The organism is Serratia marcescens (genome assembly GCF_029846115.1).
In the GTDB taxonomy this organism is placed as follows: Bacteria; Pseudomonadota; Gammaproteobacteria; order Enterobacterales; family Enterobacteriaceae; genus Serratia; species Serratia marcescens_L.
Window position 1 is genome coordinate 1,837,815 of sequence record NZ_JARVZZ010000001.1, and the last position, 19,028, is coordinate 1,856,842.

At 59.0% G+C, this 19,028-nt stretch carries 18 protein-coding genes, 2 tRNA genes and 1 rRNA gene; 14 read left to right on the plus strand and 7 right to left on the minus strand.

Going from position 1 to position 19,028, the window contains the following annotated elements; translation table 11 throughout:
- Positions 1–78: 78 nt before the first annotated feature.
- The 3 genes from rrf to dkgB all read left to right on the plus strand — a co-directional run bounded on the left by rrf (position 79) and on the right by dkgB (position 1,381).
- Positions 79–194 (plus strand): 5S ribosomal RNA (gene rrf, locus QDT79_RS08465).
- A gap of 93 nt (positions 195–287) precedes the next feature.
- Positions 288–364 (plus strand) — tRNA-Asp (locus tag QDT79_RS08470).
- A 213-nt stretch (positions 365–577) separates the two neighbouring features.
- Positions 578–1,381 carry a 2,5-didehydrogluconate reductase DkgB gene (dkgB, locus tag QDT79_RS08475; protein ID WP_197817028.1) on the plus strand — a complete coding sequence of 268 codons (804 nt, stop codon included), beginning with the start codon at positions 578–580 and terminating at the stop codon, positions 1,379–1,381.
- A gap of 43 nt (positions 1,382–1,424) precedes the next feature.
- On the opposite strand, the gene yafC is transcribed toward dkgB, so the two are convergent.
- Positions 1,425–2,312: a DNA-binding transcriptional regulator YafC gene (gene yafC, locus QDT79_RS08480; RefSeq protein ID WP_063990811.1), complete on the minus strand. Its 888-nt coding sequence runs from the start codon at positions 2,310–2,312 to the stop codon at positions 1,425–1,427.
- A gap of 331 nt (positions 2,313–2,643) precedes the next feature.
- Here yafC and QDT79_RS08485 point away from each other — a divergent pair, with 331 nt between their 5' ends.
- Positions 2,644–3,438, plus strand: a complete 795-nt coding sequence (locus QDT79_RS08485; protein ID WP_308316386.1) for an endonuclease/exonuclease/phosphatase family protein — start codon at positions 2,644–2,646, stop codon at positions 3,436–3,438.
- Between the two features lie 51 nt (positions 3,439–3,489).
- Here QDT79_RS08485 and mltD read toward each other — a convergent pair whose 3' ends face one another.
- Both mltD and gloB read right to left on the minus strand, forming a co-directional pair.
- On the minus strand, positions 3,490–4,875 hold the full coding sequence (gene mltD, locus QDT79_RS08490; protein WP_107228082.1) for a murein transglycosylase D: 1,386 nt from the start codon (positions 4,873–4,875) through the stop codon (positions 3,490–3,492).
- 71 nt (positions 4,876–4,946) lie between these two features.
- Positions 4,947–5,702 (minus strand): hydroxyacylglutathione hydrolase, encoded by a 756-nt coding sequence (gene gloB, locus QDT79_RS08495; RefSeq protein WP_308316387.1) that lies wholly within the window; start codon positions 5,700–5,702, stop codon positions 4,947–4,949.
- Between the two features lie 44 nt (positions 5,703–5,746).
- Here gloB and QDT79_RS08500 point away from each other — a divergent pair, with 44 nt between their 5' ends.
- Positions 5,747–6,466, plus strand: coding sequence for a class I SAM-dependent methyltransferase (locus tag QDT79_RS08500; protein WP_063990813.1), 720 nt, complete (start codon positions 5,747–5,749; stop codon positions 6,464–6,466).
- Here QDT79_RS08500 and rnhA read toward each other — a convergent pair.
- On the minus strand, positions 6,463–6,930 hold the full coding sequence (rnhA, locus tag QDT79_RS08505; protein WP_063990814.1) for a ribonuclease HI: 468 nt from the start codon (positions 6,928–6,930) through the stop codon (positions 6,463–6,465). The genes QDT79_RS08500 and rnhA overlap by 4 nt on opposite strands.
- A gap of 71 nt (positions 6,931–7,001) precedes the next feature.
- Between rnhA and dnaQ the strand changes: the two genes are divergently transcribed.
- Together dnaQ and QDT79_RS08515 are read left to right on the plus strand one after the other, a co-directional pair.
- The gene (dnaQ, locus tag QDT79_RS08510; protein WP_063990815.1) at positions 7,002–7,745 is read left to right on the plus strand and encodes a DNA polymerase III subunit epsilon; all 744 of its coding nucleotides are present in this window, start codon (positions 7,002–7,004) and stop codon (positions 7,743–7,745) included.
- Between the two features lie 150 nt (positions 7,746–7,895).
- Positions 7,896–7,972, plus strand: a tRNA-Asp gene (locus tag QDT79_RS08515).
- Between the two features lie 106 nt (positions 7,973–8,078).
- Here QDT79_RS08515 and QDT79_RS08520 read toward each other — a convergent pair.
- Positions 8,079–10,319 carry a TonB-dependent siderophore receptor gene (locus QDT79_RS08520; protein WP_130018576.1) on the minus strand — a complete coding sequence of 747 codons (2,241 nt, stop codon included), beginning with the start codon at positions 10,317–10,319 and terminating at the stop codon, positions 8,079–8,081.
- A 229-nt stretch (positions 10,320–10,548) separates the two neighbouring features.
- Here QDT79_RS08520 and QDT79_RS08525 point away from each other — a divergent pair, with 229 nt between their 5' ends.
- From QDT79_RS08525 to hpxK, 4 genes are all read left to right on the plus strand, one after another.
- On the plus strand, positions 10,549–11,427 hold the full coding sequence (locus tag QDT79_RS08525) for a siderophore-interacting protein (RefSeq protein ID WP_063990817.1): 879 nt from the start codon (positions 10,549–10,551) through the stop codon (positions 11,425–11,427).
- Positions 11,428–11,563: 136 nt separating this feature from the next.
- Positions 11,564–12,403: a MurR/RpiR family transcriptional regulator gene (locus QDT79_RS08530; RefSeq protein ID WP_308316388.1), complete on the plus strand. Its 840-nt coding sequence runs from the start codon at positions 11,564–11,566 to the stop codon at positions 12,401–12,403.
- 208 nt (positions 12,404–12,611) lie between these two features.
- Positions 12,612–13,856: a pyridoxal-phosphate-dependent aminotransferase family protein gene (locus QDT79_RS08535; RefSeq protein WP_308316389.1), complete on the plus strand. Its 1,245-nt coding sequence runs from the start codon at positions 12,612–12,614 to the stop codon at positions 13,854–13,856.
- Positions 13,853–15,106, plus strand: a complete 1,254-nt coding sequence (hpxK, locus tag QDT79_RS08540; RefSeq protein WP_308316390.1) for an allantoate amidohydrolase — start codon at positions 13,853–13,855, stop codon at positions 15,104–15,106. The genes QDT79_RS08535 and hpxK overlap by 4 nt, the downstream gene beginning before the upstream one ends.
- Here hpxK and QDT79_RS08545 read toward each other — a convergent pair.
- On the minus strand, positions 15,098–15,871 hold the full coding sequence (locus tag QDT79_RS08545; protein ID WP_308316391.1) for an amidohydrolase: 774 nt from the start codon (positions 15,869–15,871) through the stop codon (positions 15,098–15,100). The genes hpxK and QDT79_RS08545 overlap by 9 nt on opposite strands.
- Positions 15,859–17,019 (minus strand): pyridoxal phosphate-dependent aminotransferase, encoded by a 1,161-nt coding sequence (locus tag QDT79_RS08550; protein ID WP_107228060.1) that lies wholly within the window; start codon positions 17,017–17,019, stop codon positions 15,859–15,861. Before QDT79_RS08550 ends, QDT79_RS08545 begins: the two co-directional genes overlap by 13 nt.
- Before the next feature lie 164 nt (positions 17,020–17,183).
- Between QDT79_RS08550 and QDT79_RS08555 the strand changes: the two genes are divergently transcribed.
- Genes QDT79_RS08555 through QDT79_RS08565 form a run of 3 tightly spaced genes read left to right on the plus strand, consistent with a single transcriptional unit; the run spans position 17,184 to position 19,023 of the window.
- The gene (locus QDT79_RS08555) at positions 17,184–17,798 is read left to right on the plus strand and encodes a methylthioribulose 1-phosphate dehydratase (RefSeq protein WP_063990822.1); all 615 of its coding nucleotides are present in this window, start codon (positions 17,184–17,186) and stop codon (positions 17,796–17,798) included.
- Positions 17,795–18,484 carry an acireductone synthase gene (mtnC, locus tag QDT79_RS08560; RefSeq protein ID WP_063990823.1) on the plus strand — a complete coding sequence of 230 codons (690 nt, stop codon included), beginning with the start codon at positions 17,795–17,797 and terminating at the stop codon, positions 18,482–18,484. Before QDT79_RS08555 ends, mtnC begins: the two co-directional genes overlap by 4 nt.
- The gene (locus QDT79_RS08565; RefSeq protein ID WP_063990824.1) at positions 18,481–19,023 is read left to right on the plus strand and encodes a 1,2-dihydroxy-3-keto-5-methylthiopentene dioxygenase; all 543 of its coding nucleotides are present in this window, start codon (positions 18,481–18,483) and stop codon (positions 19,021–19,023) included. The genes mtnC and QDT79_RS08565 overlap by 4 nt, the downstream gene beginning before the upstream one ends.
- The last annotated feature ends 5 nt before the right edge of the window (positions 19,024–19,028 follow it).

The following is a 19,028-nucleotide window of genomic DNA, read 5'->3' on the forward strand; positions in this document are numbered from 1 at the left end:
GAGAGATTTTCAGCGAAGTTCCGAGATTGGTTCTGATGGCGACACGAGAGTGAAGCGGTTGGAATGAAACAGAATTTGCCTGGCGGCAATAGCGCGGTGGTCCCACCTGACCCCATGCCGAACTCAGAAGTGAAACGCCGTAGCGCCGATGGTAGTGTGGGGTCTCCCCATGCGAGAGTAGGACACTGCCAGGCATCAAATAAACGTTATCGGTGTGACGACTGGTAATGCGCAAATCGCAGAGCGCGAATTTGCCGGCATCGAGAGATGCGACGTAAAAAATCGGTGGAGCGGTAGTTCAGTTGGTTAGAATACCTGCCTGTCACGCAGGGGGTCGCGGGTTCGAGCCCCGTCCGTTCCGCCACTTAATTGATAAGCCCTGAGTCAGAGACTCAGGGCTTTTTCATATGCAAAATTCACGAAATATCGTCGAATTTGCCACCGCTCCTGCCGCTTTTTCTCAATATTGTTGCCTGCTGGTCAAAAGTATTATGCCGAACCTGGCGTTTTTGCTCACTAAAAATATTGCCATACTCTCTTGCATCGCTATTTATCCACTAATGAGAGAGTAAACATTGTGAGCATTCCTGCATTTGGTTTAGGTACTTTCCGCCTTCAGGATCAGGTCGTTATCGACTCGGTAAGCACGGCGCTGGAACTGGGCTATCGGGCTATCGATACCGCACAGATCTATGAAAACGAAGCGGCCGTCGGCCAGGCTATCGCCGCCAGCGGTGTGCCGCGTGACGAGTTGTTCATCACGACCAAAATTTGGATCGCGAATCTGGCAAAGGGTGCATTAATTCCCAGCCTGCGAGACAGCCTGGTCAAGCTGCAGACCTCATATGTCGATCTGACGCTGATTCACTGGCCATCGCCAAATGATGAGGTGCCTGTCGCGGAGTTTATGGCTGAACTGCTGGAAGCCAAGCGCTTGGGGCTGACCCGTCAAATAGGGGTATCCAATTTCACGGTCGATCTGATGCAGCAGGCGATTGACGCGGTCGGCGCCGATCAGATAGCGACTAATCAGATAGAACTGTCACCGTTCTTGCAGAATGAAAAAGTGGTGGCGTTCGCACGGCAGCATGGTATTGCCATCACCTCTTATATGACGCTGGCGTATGGCAAAGCGTTGCAGGATGAGACGATCAAAAGCATTGCCGCACGTCACAATGCGACGCCGGCACAGGTGGTTCTGGCCTGGGCGTTGAAGCTGGGCTATGCGGTGATCCCTTCCTCGACCAAGCGTGAAAACCTGGAAAGCAACCTGTTGGCACAGCAGCTGATGCTGAGTGACGACGATATGGCGCAGATTGCGGCGCTTGAAAGCAACGGCCGATTGGTCAGCCCTGAAGGTCTGGCACCCAACTGGGATTAATCTCTGGACATCACGACGCCAGGCGCCCAAGAGGGCGCCTTTTTTATCGCTTTAGCCGATCGCTGATAAAATCGATAAAACTGCGCAGGCGGTTACTGACGGCGCTATCGCTGTAGTACACCGCGTTGATCGGCATTTCGAGTGGCAACGTGTCTTCCAGTAGAAGGGGGACCAGGTCTCCGCGTTTGACGTCTTCATCACTCATAAAGTCCGACAGGCAGGCGATGCCGTTGCCGTGCAGGCACAGGTGGCGCTGGGTTTCGCCGCTGTTGGTAGTCAGACCTGGAACGATCTCCAGTTGTCGACCATCGGCACAGGTCAGCGGCCAGCGGTTCAGGTTGGGCAGATCGTTGAAGCCGATGCAGCAATGGTGCTCCAGATCGGCTACCGTCTTTGGTGCGCCATACTGCGCCAGGTAGGCGGGGGAGGCCAGGATGCGCCGATAGCTGGCCATCAGCTTGCGCGCTTTCAGCGTAGAGTCCGTCAGTTCGCCGACGCGTATTGCGATATCCACTTTTCGTTCGATCAAATTGATGAAGTTTTCCGAAGAGACCAGCGATAGCGACATTTCCGGATAGCGTTCACGAAACTCGGCGACCAGCGGCGTCAACAGATGCAAGACGACCGGCGTTGCGGCATCGACGCGCAGCAGCCCCTGCGGGCGTTGACGGCTTTCCATCAACGCATTTTCCGCTGCGGCCATATCGCTCAATACTTTCTGCACCTGCCGAAAGTAGTTTTCGCCTTCTTGGGTCAGGCTGATTTGGCGTGTCGTGCGGTTGAGCAGGGTTACCCCCAGCTTGCTCTCCAGCTTTTTTACCGTCCGACTGACCACGGAGTTGGCCTGCTGCAGGCGCTCCGCCGCCCGGCTGAAGCTGCCGCTTTCCACTACGGTAACGAAGGTGATAAGCTCGTCCGAATTCGCTTTCATTTTTGCTCCACAGGCAAGCTCTATTCTAAGTTTTTAGCGATTTAGTCATTTAAGCACGTCGGAGCATCCTCGTCACCCACATGACCGTGATTGCGCATATTCCTGTTTCCCCGTTTGCATTTTGCTGGCCCTTTCGCATTTTTCACCTCTGCTGCACCACCTTTACACAGCTATACCCTCAGAAGATTGAAATCGCCGCAGACGGCCCCTATAACTGAAAAGGTTATGCCTGTAAAAGCCATGCCCTCTGTGCGGGGCAGGCGTATAATCAATTCACCGTTGGCGAAGTCTTCATCGCCAGTTTCATGCTAATGGGTAATAGGCGAATCGCGTGCCGAAACGAACTTATGCAATGAGGTATGTTGCAGGCCAGCCAGTTGAGCGAATCTTTCCTGGCGCCGTTAACCAGCCGTTGCCGCCAGGGGCGGCGCTGCCGACGACCGGCGCCTTGCGCGTTATGGTGTGGAATATTTTCAAACAGCAGCGAGCCGACTGGCTTTCGGTGCTGAAAAATCATGGCAAAGATGCGCAGCTGGTGCTGTTGCAAGAGGCGCAAACCACGCCGGAGCTGGTGAGCTACGCGACCGCCAACTATTTGGCGGCCGATCAGGTGCCGGCCTTTGTGCTGCCGCAGCACCCTTCCGGCGTGATGACGCTGGCGGCCGCTCATCCGGTTTACTGCTGCCCGCTGCGCGAGCGAGAGCCGCTGCTGCGGCTGTCCAAGTCGGCCCTGATCACCGTTTATCCGCTGTACAACGGCGAGTTGTTGATGGTGGTGAACATCCATGCGGTGAACTTTAGCCTGGGAGTCGACGTCTACAGCAAACAGCTGGGGCCGATCGGCGAGCAGATCGCCAGCCACCGGGGGCCGGTGATCATGGCCGGGGACTTTAACGCCTGGAGCCGCAAACGTATCAATGCCTTGTATGACTTCGCCGGCGAGATGGCGCTGCGCGAAGTGAGTTTCGCCGACGATCACCGCCGTAAGGCCTTTGGCCGTCCGTTGGACTTCGTGTTTTACCGTAATCTTGGGGTTGTAGAGGCGTCGGTACTGGTGACCAGTGCGTCGGATCACAACCCGCTGTTGGTGGAGTTCCACCCGGAAAAAAACTCCCCCGTCTGGTGAATCACAGGTAATAAAAAAGCACCCCGAGGGGTGCTTTTTTTGTGCCGAAACTTAGGTGTCCGGCGTCAGCTTGTTGCCGACAAACAGGGTCAACTTCAGACCGGGTTGAAGGCTGTTGCCTTTACCGAGCGTTGAATTCCAACGCATCACGTCGTTAATATCGACGCCGTGACGACGTGCGATACTGGCAAGCGAATCCCCTTTACGAACCTGATAGGTGATACTGCTATTACTGCCAGTATTGCTGGCCACTTGCAGGGTTTGCCCAACTTTTATGGCGCTCTTGGCGCGTAAGTTGTTCCAACTCTGCAAATCGCTGGTCTTAACGTTCAGCCGCTTGGCAATGCCCGATAAGGTGTCGCCGGAGCGCACTTTATACGAGCTGCCACCGGTCAAACCGCTGTTCTTCGCCAACTGCGTCGTTGGCTGAGTCACGGCGATCTGGCCATCGGCCAGCGAGTCTTTCAGTTGCTCGGCATGTCCTTTGGGAACCATGATGTAATGGGGCCCGTTGGGTGCCGTAACGCCTTTTTTGTAGCCAGGGTTATACGCTTTCATCTTGGTGACTGAAAGCCCCGCCATCTCAGCCGCCTGAGTCAGCTGGATCTGCTGCCCGACATCGATACGCGCCAGTGCACGGGTTTCATCCGTTTTCGGGAGTTTCACGCCGTACTTCTTGCTGTTCTTGATGATGTCGCTCAGCGCCAGCATTTTCGGGACATAGATTGACGTTTCACGCGGAAGCGACAGTGCCCAGAAATTGGTTGGCTTACCCTGGCGTTTGTTTGCCTTCACCGCTTGCATCACGCGGCCTTCACCACTGTTATAGGCGGCTACGGTCAGTAACCAGTCGCCGTTAAACATGCGGTTCAAGCGTTGCATCATGTTCAGCGCAGCGGTTGTCGAGGCGACGACATCGCGTCGACCGTCATACCACTGATTGTTTTTCAAACCATAATTGCGACCCGTTTGCGGCACGATTTGCCATAGCCCTGCGGCGTTGGCACTTGACGTGGCGTGTGGGTCAAAAGCGCTCTCCACTATGGGTAGCAGTACCAGTTCCATCGGCATATTACGTTTCTTAATCTGCCCGACTATCCAGTACATGTACGGCTCTGCCCGTAATGTTACATCGTGGAGATAGCTCTTACTTTTTAAGTACTTTCTTTTCTGATCACGGATCCGGGAATTTTCCGGAACCTCCATCTTCAGCTCGTCGCTAATGAAGTTCCACAGGTCCTGTTGCGCGGCGGGACTGTTGTTATCCAACCACCGCGCCGAGCTCGCTCGGCCATTTGCTGTGTACTCTCCTGCTTCACCATCTTGACCAGCCGAAGACAAACTCTGTGCATGCTGTTCTGGCGCCGGTGCGTCCTGCCTGGACGACTGGCAACCCACTAGCAAGACTGAGGCGAGAAATATCGCTTTAGCCTTCATGTGTGTGTCAATGTAGTTGCTTAAAAGACGAGCAATAATACTTTGCTTCGCCAAATAACACAACTAAAAGCTTAGAAGTTATCTTTCCGCAGGCGTAATTCGGAAAAAACTGAATGAAGGCTTTCTGGTGGTGAATTAAAGCCTAATTTCTTTTGTAAATCAGTGTCATGGCAACGTAAAAACAGGTTAATTTTGCGCTCTAATTGCAATGTGGTCGGCACACTGGCTTGGCCTTTTGCCCTTAACGCTTCAACATGTTGTTGATATGTTTCAATCTCTCGATCTTCTGGCAAAATAGCCCGCGCAAACTTAAGATTTGAAAGAGTATATTCATGCGCGCAGCAAATTAAGGTGTTATCGGGAAGTTGCGCGAGTTGTTGAAATGAGTCGTACATTTGTTTGGCGGTGCCTTCAAACAGTCTGCCGCAGCCGGCGGAGAAAATTGTGTCGCCGCAGAACAGATAAGGGGCACTATAGAATGCCACATGGCCCAATGTATGGCCGGGGACGGCAAAAGTCCTGAACTGGCACCCATCGATGTTAAAGGTGTCGCCGTCACGGACGATGTGATTGGCGCCTTTGTCTGCGGTTTCTTGCGGCCCATAGACAGCCATGCCGGGATACTGGGCCACGATCTGCGCCACGCCGCCGACGTGATCGTGATGATGGTGGGTCAGCAGGATCGCCGCCGGCACCAGCTGCAGGCGCTGCAGCGCTTCGAGCACCGGCTGCGCCTCACCCGGATCGACGATAATGCAGCGCCCCTGTCGGTCATCCAATAACCAAATGTAATTGTCCTGGAAGGCGGGAATGCTGATAAGATTCATGGTGTACCTCTCGTTGGCAACGGCTTGAAAGAAGATAATAAATCATGAAACCAGCCCATACTCTACAAAAGCTCACCGGCCCGCAGTCCTGGGCCGAGCTGCCGTGGGGGGAGTATTATCGTGAAGCGCTCGAGCGGCAGTTGCAACCCTGGTGGCCAAAGCTGTTCGGTTTCCATCTGCTGAAGATGGGCATGCTCAGCGCCGAGCTGGCCACGGACAAATGCGCGATTTCCCATCAGGTCAACGTAGGGCTGGAGGGAGAAGGGCTGCAGGTGATCGCCGATGCTTATCAACTGCCGTTTGCCGCCAAGTCGGTGGATGCCTGCCTGTTGGCGCATACGCTGTCCTATGCAGACGATCCGCACCGCATGCTGCGTGAAGTCGACAGGGTGTTGATCGACGACGGCTGGGTGGTTATCAGTAGCTTCAATCCGTTCAGCCTGCTGGGATTGGGTAAGCTGGTGCCCGGATTGCGTCGCCGTCAGCCCTATGTCAGCCGCATGTTTACCCAGATGCGGTTGCTGGATTGGCTTAGCCTGCTGAATTATGAGGTGCTGCACCAGGCGCGTTTTCACGTGCTGCCGTGGCATCGCCAGGGCGGCAAGTTTTTATGCACCCATTTGCCGGCGCTGGGCTGCATGAGCGTGATTGTGGCGCGTAAACGCACTTTGCCGCTGACGCCCACGCCGATGAAACTGGGGGCGAGAAAACCGTCTCTCAGCCGCGCGGTGGGCGCGACCAAGAGCTATCGCAAACTGCCTTAGGCTTCCGGTTGGTAACCGACGTCTTCCTGTGTCGGCTTACCGGCCGCTTCGCGCGCCAATACGTCACAACGTTCGTTTTCCGGGTGGCCGGCGTGGCCCTTGACCCATTCCCATCTCACCTCGTGGCGCTGAATGGCCTGATCCAACCGCTGCCACAGATCGACATTCTTGACCGGCTTTTTGTCGGCGGTTTTCCAGCCGCGCTTCTTCCAGTTATGGATCCAACTGGTGATGCCCTGACGCACATACTGGCTGTCGGTACTGAGCGTCACGGCGCAGGGCACGGTCAGCGCTTCCAGCGCCACGATCGCCGCCATCATTTCCATGCGGTTATTGGTGGTCAGACGAAAACCCTCGCTGAAGGTTTTTTCCGTCTGCTTATAGCGTAATATCGCACCGTAGCCACCGGGGCCGGGGTTGCCAAGGCAGGAGCCGTCGGTGAAAATTTCTACCTGTTTGAGCATCTCTGGTAGACTCTTCCTATCAGTTTTTAAAAGCCAAGTCTGACATAAACGAGCGCTGCGAGCACTGCAATATGATCTCTACAACCACCAGACAGATTGTCCTCGATACCGAAACCACCGGTATGAACAAGCTTGGGGTGCACTACGAAGGGCACCGCATCATCGAAATCGGTGCGGTGGAGGTGATTAACCGCCGCCTGACCGGGCGCAATTTCCACGTTTACATCAAGCCGGATCGGCTGGTGGATCCGGAAGCCTACGGCGTACACGGCATCAGCGACGATTTCCTGGTCGACAAGCCGACCTTCGATCAGGTTGCCGAGGAATTCCTCGACTTCATCCGCGGCGGCGAGCTGGTGATCCATAACGCGGCGTTCGATATCGGCTTTATGGATCACGAATTCCGCATGTTGCAGCAGGGCATCCCGAAGACCGAGACCTTCTGCACCATCACCGACAGCCTGCTGATGGCGCGTCGCCTGTTCCCGGGCAAGCGCAACAACCTCGATGCCTTGTGCAGCCGTTATGAGATAGACAACAGCAAGCGTACGCTACACGGCGCATTGCTCGATGCCGAGATCTTGGCGGAAGTTTATCTGGCGATGACCGGCGGTCAGACCTCGATAGCGTTCCAGATGGAGGGTGATACCCAGCAAAACGACGCCGCGCAAGAAATTCAGCGCATCGTCCGCCCGGCGACGGCGATGAAAGTGGTCTACGCCAGCGACGAAGAAGTGAAGGCGCACGAGGCGCGTCTGGATCTGGTGGCGAAAAAGGGCGGCAGTTGCCTGTGGCGCGGTGCGCCGGCGGAGTAGGAGTAACGGCATTTTTGCACGAAAAAAACGCACCGGATGAAGCTTCGTTGAAAAACTGTGCAAACGGTTCATTTGGTGAGAAAAAGGCGTTGACGGAACCGAGAGGCGTCCGTAATATGCGCCTCGTTCCCCCGCAAGAGGGAATGGCGCGGAGCGGTAGTTCAGTTGGTTAGAATACCTGCCTGTCACGCAGGGGGTCGCGGGTTCGAGCCCCGTCCGTTCCGCCACTATTCAGAAGTCCTGAGTTAGCGATAACTCGGGGCTTTGTCGTTTCTGCTCTCTGAAAAACGGTGCGGCCCAATAAAAGGGACCGGCGGACCGGCCCCTTATTCCTCAGAACAACACCGAGTAGTTCAAACCGAAGGTGCGTCCGCGGCCTTTATAGCTGTACAGCTCAGGCGAGCCGTAGGTCGGGCTGTACAGGATCGGCGCGCGTTGGCCCCAAACGGTGGTGTACTGCTTGTCCAGCAGGTTTTCCACGCTGAAGCTGATTTTCCCCACCGGCAGGCTATAGCTGCCGAGAAAATCGAGGGTGTTGTAGCCATCGATCTTGCGGCCCTGAGTGGAGTTGGCCTTGGTGTAATCGCCGTCGTCCGACACGTCGAAGGTTTGCTGCGACTGTAAGCGCAGATTCCAGTCGCCCGGCGCCCAGCCGACATAAGCGGTGACTTTCGATGGGCTGGCGGTATCCACCACCAACTTCTTCCATTCGCCGTTGACCTTGGTTTCGGAACGGATAACGTTGAAGTTGGTGCCGGCGCTCCAGTCGCTGTCTTCAAAGAAATAATCCACCGCGCCTTCCACCCCGTAGATGCGGCGCTTGTCCGCATTGACGTTGATGGTCATGTCGGTTTTGTTGATGGCGATGCTCTTGTCGGACAGCGAGTAGTAGGCGGCGATTTGCGTGCGGAGGTTATCGCCGGTATAGCGCCAGCCCAACTCGTAGGCATTGACCTTGATGCCTTCCAGCTTGGAATCGCCGACGTTGACGCTCTTCAGCAACTGGTAATGGCCGCCGTTCAACGCGTAGGTGCCGTTGCCGTAATATTTGCCCGGATCCGGGATCTCGAAGCCCTGAGAGAAGTTGAACCAGGTTTGCTGGCGATCGGTCAGGTGCGCCAACAGGCCGGCATTAAACAGCGCGTTGTTGTAGTCGGTTTTCCCTCCCGGTATCGCGTCGGCAGAAGTCGCGGCGCCGGTGGCGATCGCCTGCTGTTGGTTATAGCCGACGAAGTCGTCAATCTTGTTTTCGGTGTATTGGTAACGCACGCCGCCGCTCAGGGTGAAGATCGGGTTGATATCGTAGCTGGCCTGCAGGAACGACGCCAGGTTGCTGGTGGTATAGCTCGGATAGCGGCCGGTGCTGTAAGCGTTCTCCAGCGTCATGCCGCCGGACTGTTGGGCCTTCGCCAGGTTGAAAAACTGTTGGTTGGCGTTGAAGCTCTCATGCTCGGCGTCGATGCCGTAAGTCAGCGTCAGCGCATCGACAGGCTTGCTGTTTAACGTCAGCTTGCCGCCGTAGAAATCGGTTTTTTGCTGCGAAGCGCCAATGCTGCTGACGTAATAGTCCGGCGCTTTGCCCGCCAGCGTCGGGAATGGGTAGAAGGTCAAGGTTTCGTCGCGGTAGTAGACCTGCGCCACCAAATCCTGGCCAAGGAAATCGGTGTTGGAATACTGCAGGTTGATCAGATGGCGTTCGGTGCCGGGGATGCGGTCGGAATTTAAGTTGCCGCTGTTGTATGCCTTGGCGCCGCCCGTCACCGCCGCGAAGTTTTCCCCCAGGAACAGGCCGTGGTCGCCGTCGGATTGGCTTTTGTAGTATTGGGTGGTCAGCTGCAGCTGTTGATGATCGTCGATGTTGAGGGTGCCGGTGCCCATCACGTCAAGGCGATCGGAATACTGCAGGCCGGTTTGGGTATTGTCGATCAGTACCTCATTGCCTTTGCCGTCGTACCAGCCGCCATAGCGCTGGTAAGAAACGGACAGGCGCCCCGAGGCGTTGTCGTTGCCGCCGCTGACCGCCGCCGCCACGTTCTCGTCGTGATCGTTATGGCCGCCAAAGCCGGTTTTACCGCCGATCTGCAACTCGACCTGCTGTTCCCGTTGCCCCTTTTTGGTGACGATGTTGATCAGGCCGCCGGTGCTGCCACCGCCGTACAGCGAAGTCGCGCCGGAAATCACCTCAATATGATCGATATTGAACGGATCGATCGAATCCAACTGGCGGCTGTCGCTGCGCGATGAATTCAGGCGTACGCCGTCGATCATCACCATCATCGAACGGCCGCGCATATTCATACCATAGTTGGTGCGGCCCTGGCCGCTGACGTCCATGCCGGGGATCAGCTGCGCCAACATGTCTTTGATCTCTTTACCGCCCTGAACCTGCTGTTCAATCTCCTGGCTTTCGATGACCCAAGTGGTCTGCGCCATTTCCGCCACGCTGCGGTGCGAACGGCTGGCGGAGACCACCAACTGCTCTTCGTTGCCGGCTTTCTGATCTTCTGCCCAAGCCGCCGGCGCAAGCATTGCCAGCAGACAAGGGTTCAATACCCAAAGGTGTTTGCGTTTCATCGTTATTTCCCAGGTGATATTGTTATTACTCTATTTTTGAGAATGATTCTTTTATCAATAACGTTTCTTGTTATCAATAAAATCATGATATGATTTTTTGCGATACATTAACGTAATTAATTGGTTTTATTAACATTTTACCCGCTGCACGATCGAGCACCCCACGCCGTCAACACGGCAGCCGATCGGCCATACGCACAAGCGACAGCGTTGCCGGAGAATCGAGAACATGTCCGCCAGCTACAGAATTTTTGATATCACCTTGAAAAGTAAAACGCTGATTTCACCTTCGCTGGTGCGCTGCGTGTTTGAAGGTGCGGATATTCATCGGATGAAGCTTGAAGCGCCAGATCAGCGCATCAAACTGTTGTTCCCGGCGGCGGACGGCAAGATCCCGCAGTTGGTCAACAGCCCGGACTGGTACGGCGATTACATGGCGATCCCCAAAGAACAGCGTCCGGTGATGCGCACCTATACGCTGCGTGCGTTGCGCCGTGAGCAGAATCAGATGGACGTCGAATTCGTGCTGCATGGCGTGAACGGTCCGGCTTCCGCCTGGGCGACCCACGCCGAGCCGGGTGATGCCATTCAGACGGTCGCGCCCAACGGCGAGTTCGGCGGCGACAGCGGCGGCTACGAATGGGCGCCGCCGGCGCAGTTGCAGCAGGCGCTGTTGATCGCCGATGAGACGGCGGTGCCGGCGGCGATGGGTATTCTGGAGCAGCTGGCGCAGCAGGCCAATCCGCCGCGGGTGCAGGCATTCTTCGAGGTGCCGGTGGCGGGGGATTGCCTGGATTTGGCCCGTTTCCCGTTCGCTGAGGTTTACTGGCTGCCGCGCGACGTAGGGCACCAACTGGCACACGGCACGCTGCTGGTGGAGGCGGTGCGCCAGCGGGTCGACATTCCCGCGTCGGCGTGCGCGCAGGCGCAGTCCCTGGCGGAAAGCAGCCTGAGCGATGAGGTGTTGTGGGAGCGGGCGGCCGGCGGTAACGCTTTTTATGCCTGGGTGGCGGCCGAGTCTTCCACGGTGAAAACGCTGCGGCGTTATCTGATCGGCGAACGCGATTTGGATCGCGCTACCGTCAACTTCATGGCCTATTGGTGCTGAACGCGCGGCCCTTTTCCGGCATTGACGCTGGAGAAGGGCATGCCGCTGCCATTTCCCACCCACGAATAATCGCTTGCCAGCGGGTAGTTCGACCGTGTTATGTTCCGCTGAAACGAAGGTTACAGCGAGAACGATAATGCAACGGTTCGACGAACGCCTGCGCCGCGACTACCCACAGCTGACGCCGCAGGAGCAGCGGGTGGCCGACTTCATCTTCGATCACTATGACGATTTGATCGGTTACAACAGCGCCGAGCTGGCGCGCCTGAGCGGCGTTTCCAAAGCCACGGTCAGCCGCTTGTTCAAACGGCTGGGCTACCCCAACTACCGCGCCATGCGCGATGAGCTTCGCACCCTGCGCCAGAGCGGCATGCCGCTGACCGACAGCCGCGATGCGGTGCAGGGCGATACGCTGTTGGCGCGGCACTGTAAGCAGGAAATGGCCAACCTCACCCGCTGGGTAAAGCAGATCGATGCGGTACAGTTCAGCGCGGCGATCGCCGCACTGACGCAGGCGCGAGGCGTACTGCTGCTGGGGCTGCGCAACAGCTATCCGGTGGCGATGCACCTGCGCCAGCAGCTGATGCAGGTGCGTGAACAGGTTCTGCTGGCGCCGCAGCCGGGGCAGACGCTGGCGGAAGATCTGGCGGGGCTGACGCCGCAGGACATGGCGGTGGTGGTGGCGTTCCGTCGCCGGCCGCGTCAGATAAAGGCGGTGCTGACGCTGTTGCAAAGTCGCGGAGTACCGACGCTGCTGATCTGCGAGCCGCAGGCGCAGGCGCTGTTTCCGTTGGCCAACTGGCACTTGACCGTGCCGCTCGACAGCGTGTCGGCGTTCGACAGCTATGCCGCTGCCATGAGCCTGGCCAGCCTGCTCAGCAATGCGTTGCTGCATGAGCGGCTGGCTCAGGGGCGGCAGCGTATTCATCACGTCGCCGAACTGTTCCAGGCGCTGGACGAACTGGAGCTGCGTTAAGCGCGGCAGGTCATTTCCCTTCCTTCACCTACCGCCGTTTAAGGCGGATCGGTCACCTCATTTTGTTACTTTGGTTTCATTTATTGGTTATAAGAATCTTTTGTTTCAACTGAATTCCTATCGGGAGTAGGCTATTGGGCAGCAAACAAACGTCATGTCGACGCTGAAGGCATAACTCAATAACTTACTAAGCTGACAGGGAATGAACATGTTGGATATCTCGCAATTCGATCAGATTAACCCGCCGGCGCGCCTGCTGATGGGGCCGGGGCCGATCAACGCCGATCCGCGCGTACTGCGCGCCATGTCGAGCCAGCTGATCGGCCAGTACGATCCGGCGATGACCGGCTATATGAATCAGGTCATGGCGCTGTACCGCGCGCTGTTCCGCACCGAAAACCGCTGGACGATGCTGGTGGACGGCACCTCGCGCGCCGGCATCGAAGCGATGCTGGTTTCCGCTATTCGGCCGGGCGATAAGGTGTTGGTGCCGGTCTTCGGCCGTTTCGGGCATCTGCTGTGCGAGATTGCCCGCCGCTGCCGTGCCGAGGTACACACGATCGAGGTACCGTGGGGCGAGGTGTTCAGCGCCGATCGCATCGAAGACGCGATTAAGCGAGTGCGTCCGCGCCTGCTGCTGACGGTGCAGGGCGACACCTCCACCACCATGCTGCAGCCGCTGCATGAGCTGGGCGATATCTGCCGCCGCCACGGCGTGCTGTTCTATACCGACGCAACGGCTTCCTTTGGCGGCAACCCGTTGGAGACCGATGCCTGGGGGCTGGATGCGGTCTCCGCCGGGCTGCAGAAGTGCCTGGGCGGGCCCTCCGGCAGTTCGCCGGTCACTCTCAGCCCGCAGTTTGAAGAGATTGTGCGCCGCCGTAAATGCGTGGAGGAGGGGATCCGCACCGCCGAGCATGCCGACGGCGACGACGAGATGATCTACTCCAACTATTTCGACCTCGGCATGATCATGGATTATTGGGGGCCGGAGCGTCTCAATCACCATACCGAAGCCACCAGCATGCTGTTCGCGGCGCGAGAATGCGCGCGAGTGATCCTCGAAGAAGGGCTGGATCACGCCATCGCTCGCCACCGGCTGCACGGCGCGGCAATGCTGGCGGGCATCCGGGGCATGGGGCTGGCGGTGTTCGGCGATCTCGATCACCGCATGAACAACGTGCTCGGCGTGATGATCCCGCCGCAGGTGCACGGCGAACAGGTGCGGCAGATGATGCTGAACGACTTCGCCATCGAAATCGGCACCTCGTTCGGCCCGCTGCAGGGCAAGATCTGGCGCATCGGCACCATGGGCTACAACGCGCGCAAGGATTGCGTGCTGCAAACCCTGGCGGCGCTGGAGGCGGTGTTGAATCGTCTCGGCTTCGCCAGCAAGCAGGGCGAGGCGTTGCAGGCCGCCTGGAACGTTTATGACGCAGGCAAACGTGGATGACGCCGGTGGAGGCGCAGCAGGCTGCCGCACGGGTGATGGCGCGCTGTGACGAGCTGGCGGCGATCAGCGCAGAGCCCGATCGGCTGACGCGTCTTTATCTCTCTGCTGAACATCGGCGCGCCAATCGTCTGGTCGGAGAGTGGATGCGCGAGAGCGGGATGCAGGTTTGGCAGGACAGCGTCGGTAATATCTGCGGCCGTTATGAAGGGCTCACGCCCGCTGCCCCCGCGCTGCTGCTCGGTTCGCATCTGGACACGGTGCGCAACGCCGGGCGCTATGACGGCATGCTCGGCGTGCTCACGGCGCTGGAAACGGTGGCGCACTATCACCGCCAGGGGCGTCGATTGCCGCTGGCGCTGGAGGTGATCGGCTTTGCCGACGAAGAGGGCGCGCGCTTTGGCGTCACGCTGCTCGGCAGCCGCGGCCTGACCGGCCAGTGGCCCGCAGAGTGGCTGGCGTGCACCGACGCCGACGGCATCAGCGTGGCACAGGCCATGCGCGACTTTGGGCTGGATCCGGCGGCGATTGCGCAGGCGCGTCGCGCGCCAAACGAAATTCGCGCCTATCTCGAATTGCATATCGAACAGGGCCCGTGTCTGGAGGCAGCCGATTTGGCGCTGGGCGTGGTGACGGCGATCAATGGCGCGCGCCGGCTTACCTGCACTTTCAACGGTGAGGCGGGCCACGCCGGCACGGTGCCGATGGGGCAGCGCAAAGACGCGTTGGCGGCCGCGGCGGAATGGATGATGGCGGTCGAAACGCTGACCCGCGCCGCCGATCCGCATTTGGTGGCCACCGTGGGGTGTATTGAATGCCTGCCGGGCGCGGTCAATGTGATCCCCGGTGAAGTGCGATTGACGCTCGACGTCCGCGGCCCGCAGGATGCGCAACTGGCGGCGCTATTGTCGGCGTTGCTGGCGCAGGCGCAGGCGATCTGCGTACGCCGCGGAGTACGCTTCGCCAGTGAAGAGTTTTACCGCATTGACGCCACCGCCTGCGACGCGGAGCTGCAGCACCGTTGGCAGGCGGCCGTCGAGCAGGTACAGGGGCGCGGCCTGGCGCTGCCGAGCGGCGCCGGTCACGATGCCATCGCCGTGGCGGCGCACTGGCCGGTCGGCATGCTGTTCGTGCGTTGCGCCGGCGGCGTCAGTCATCATCCTGACGAAGCGGTGCGGCCGGCGGACGTAGCGCTGGCGATCCGGGCCTATTGCCTGATGATCGCCGGCTGGGAGAAGGGGGAATCAGTCTAAACGCAGAAAGCTGTCGGCATCGCGCCAGGCCGGGAAGGCGCTGCGGTAACTCTGCAGGGTTTCCAGCGACAGCTCGGCGTCCAACCGCGTGGCCGCGCCGGGCTCCGCATCCGCCAGGATCTCGCCCTGAGGGCTGATGATCAAGCTGTCTCCGCTGTAGTTCAGGCCGTTGGGATCTTCGCCTACCCGGTTGCAGCCCGCCACATACACCTGATTTTCAATCGCCCGCGCCGCCAGCAGCGTTTGCCAATGGCTGCTGCGCGGCGCCGGCCAGTTGGCGACGTACAGCGCCAGATCGTAATCCTGCTGATAGCGCGCCCAAACCGGGAAACGCAGGTCGTAGCAGATCTGCGGCAGGATGCGCCAGCCGCGCCACTCGAAGATTTCACGCCGGTTGCCGGCCTGGTAGTGCAGGTGTTCGCCGGCCATGCGGAACAGGTGGCGTTTGTCATAGGCGTGCACCTGGCCGCCCGGCTCCACCAACAGGAAGCGGTTGACCGCGCCCTCGTCGGTTTTCAGCGCCACGCTGCCGCCGATTAACGCGTGGCTTTTCACCGCCCAACCGTGCAGCCATTCGATCACCTGCTGTTCGGGCAGCGCGCTCTCGCCGGCATCCATGGCGAAACCGGTGGTGAACATCTCCGGCAAGACGATGAGATCTCGGCCAACGATCGGCGCCAGCAACGCATCGAAAGCCGCCAGGTTGGCGGGGCCGTCGCGCCAGACCAGCGGTTGCTGCAACAGGGTAATTTTTAAAGTCGACATAACCGCTCCGCAGCTGCATCCAGCGTGGCGTCCTGTTTAGCGAAGCACAGCCGGATCAATTTATGAGGGAAAGGATCGGCACAGAAGACCGACAGCGGAATGGCCGCCACGCCCACGTGCTCGGTTAACCAATGGCAGAATGCCACATCGTCCAGATCGGAGATGGCGCTGTAGTCTGCCAGCAAGAAGTATGTACCCGCGCAGGGTAAAATTTCCAGTCGGCTGCTCGCCAGCGCTTGCACAAAGCGGTCGCGTTTGGCGCGATAGAACGCCGGAAGCTGTCGCCAGTGCTCCGGCTCGGCGCGCAGGCTATCCGCCAGCGCCAGCTGCGCCGGGGTATTGACCGAAAAGGTCAGGTATTGATGCACTTTGCGCACCTCGGCACTCAGCGCGGCGGGCGCCACGCAGTAACCCACTTTCCAGCCGGTCATGTGGAAGGTTTTACCGAAGGAGGACACCGCGATCGCGCGCTGGCGCAGCTGCGGGTGGGCCAGCACGCTGGCGTGCCCGCCTTTGGCGAAGCAGATGTGTTCGTAAACCTCGTCGCTGAGCACGTAGATTTCGCGTTCGGCGATAGCGTGCCACAGCTGCTGCATGTCTTCCGCCTGCCAGGCGGTAGCGGACGGGTTGTGCGGCGTGTTGACGATCACCAGGCGGGTGCGCGGTGACAGCGCGGCGGCGAACTTTGGCCAATCCACGGCAAACGCGGGCGGCTGCAGGGCGATGCGTTTGAGTATGCCGCCGGCCAGCGTCACCGCCGGTGCATAGCTGTCGTAGCTGGGATCGAAACAGATCACCTCGTCGCCGGGGCGCACCAGCGCACTGATGGCGGCAAACAGCGCTTCGGTGGCGCCGGCGGTGACGGTCACTTCGGCGGCGGCGTCCGGCTGCCAGCCATACAGCTCGGCGGTTTTGTCGGCGATGGCTTCCCGCAGCGGCGCCACGCCGGTCATCGGCGCATATTGGTTGGCGCCCTGGGCGACGTGCCAGGCCAGACGTTCTTTCAGGTAGTCTGGGCCGTCGAAATCGGGGAAGCCCTGAGACAGGTTGATCGCCTGGTGCTGCTGCGCCAGCGCGCTCATCTGGGTAAAGATGGTGGTGCCCAGTGAGGGCAGTTTGCTTTCGGGAACCAATGCGGAAGTGCTCATAGCAGGTGAATACTCCAGGCGCTTATATTGCCGTCAATATAACACGATGCTAGTATTTGGCAATCAAGACGCTTAGATGGCTAAATTCGAAAAAGTGCTTAGCCCGCCACGCGGCAGGCAAAGCTTCTTCTGCCGGCCGCCTTACCGAACGGGAAACGATAATAATGACGGATAATCCGCAACTTACCGCATTGCTGGCGGCCTGCCACTGGATTGGCGACAAAGGCTGGTGCCCGGCGACCGGCGGCAACATGTCGCTGCGCCTGGACGAACGTCAGTGCCTGGTCACCGAGTCCGGCAAAGACAAGGGTAGCCTGAGCGCCGCCGATTTTCTGCAGGTGGATATCGCCGACAATCATGTGCCGAGCGGCCGCACGCCATCGGCGGAGACTGGGCTGCATACGCTGCTCTACCGCCTGTCTGCGCACATCGGCGCGGTGCTGCATACCCATTCCGTCAACGCTACCGTCTTGTCGCGGGTGGAACGCGGCGATGCGCTGGTGTTGCAGGGGTACGAAATGCAGAAGTCGCTGGCCGGCCAGCGCAGCCACCTGGACAGCGTGGCGATCCCCATTTTCGACAACGATCAGGACATTCCCCAGCTGGCTGCGCGCGTGGCGGCCTATGCCGAGGCCACGCCGTTGCAATACGGCTTTCTGGTGCGCGGCCACGGTCTGTATTGCTGGGGGAGTCAGGTGGCGGAAGCTCGCCGTCATCTCGAAGGGCTGGAATTCTTGTTCCAGTGTGAACTGCAACGCCGCTTACTGGAGGCGAAATGATCCGCGCTATCGTGACCGATATTGAAGGTACCACCAGCGATATTCGCTTCGTGCATCAGGTACTGTTTCCTTACGCCCGCGAACGGCTGGCAGATTTTGTGCGCCGCCATGCCGCTGAGAGCGAAGTCGCCGCACCGCTGGCGGCGCTGCGCGCTGAAATTGACCAGCCGCAGGCTGATCTCGACACGCTGATCGCCGCCCTGTACCGCTTTATGGATGAAGATCGCAAATCCACCGCGCTCAAGGCGTTGCAGGGCATTATCTGGCGCAGCGGTTACCGCGAAGGGGACTTCCGTGGGCATCTGTATCCGGAAGTCGCGGGACAGTTGGCCGCCTGGCAGCGGCAGGGAGTGAAGCTTTACGTCTATTCCTCCGGTTCGGTGGAGGCGCAGAAGCTGCTGTTCGGCCACAGCGACGCGGGCGATCTGCAGCCGCTGTTCAGCGGCTATTTCGATACGCACGTCGGCGCCAAGCGTGAAACCGCGTCGTATCGCAACATCGCGCAGGCTATCGGCATCGCGCCCGACGAGCTGCTGTTTTTGTCCGACATCCACCAGGAGCTGGATGCGGCGCAGACCGCCGGCTGGCATACCTGCCAGCTGATCCGCGATGACGCGGACGACCAGAGCCAGCATCCGCAGGTTAACCGTTTTGATCGTATCGATTTAGGGGAGTTCGTCTCATGAGTGGATTGACCATTTTCAGCGATACAGCGCCGCAGCAGCCGCTGTGGCAGAGCCGCGATGCGCAGGAGATCCAGCGGCAGTTGGCGCAAATCGGCGTGCGCTTTGAGCGCTGGCAGGCAGATCGCGAGCTGGGCGACAATCCGCAGCCGGAGGCGGTGATCGCCGCCTATCAGCATGAGATAGACCGGCTGGTGGCGGAAAAGGGCTACCAGAGCTGGGACGTGATCAGCATGCGGCCGGACCACGAACAGCGCCAGGCGCTGCGCGAAAAATTCCTGTCCGAACATACGCACGGCGAAGATGAAGTGCGCTTTTTCGTCGAAGGCGCAGGGCTGTTTTGCCTGCATCTGGACGGCAAGATCTTCCAGATCCTGTGCGAAAAGAACGATCTGATCTCGGTGCCGGCCAACACCCGGCACTGGTTCGATATGGGCTCGGCCCCGCATTTCACCGCGATCCGGGTGTTCGACAACCCGGAAGGCTGGGTGGCGCATTTCACCGGCGACAAGATCGCCGATGATTACCCGCGTCTGGACTGATCGCC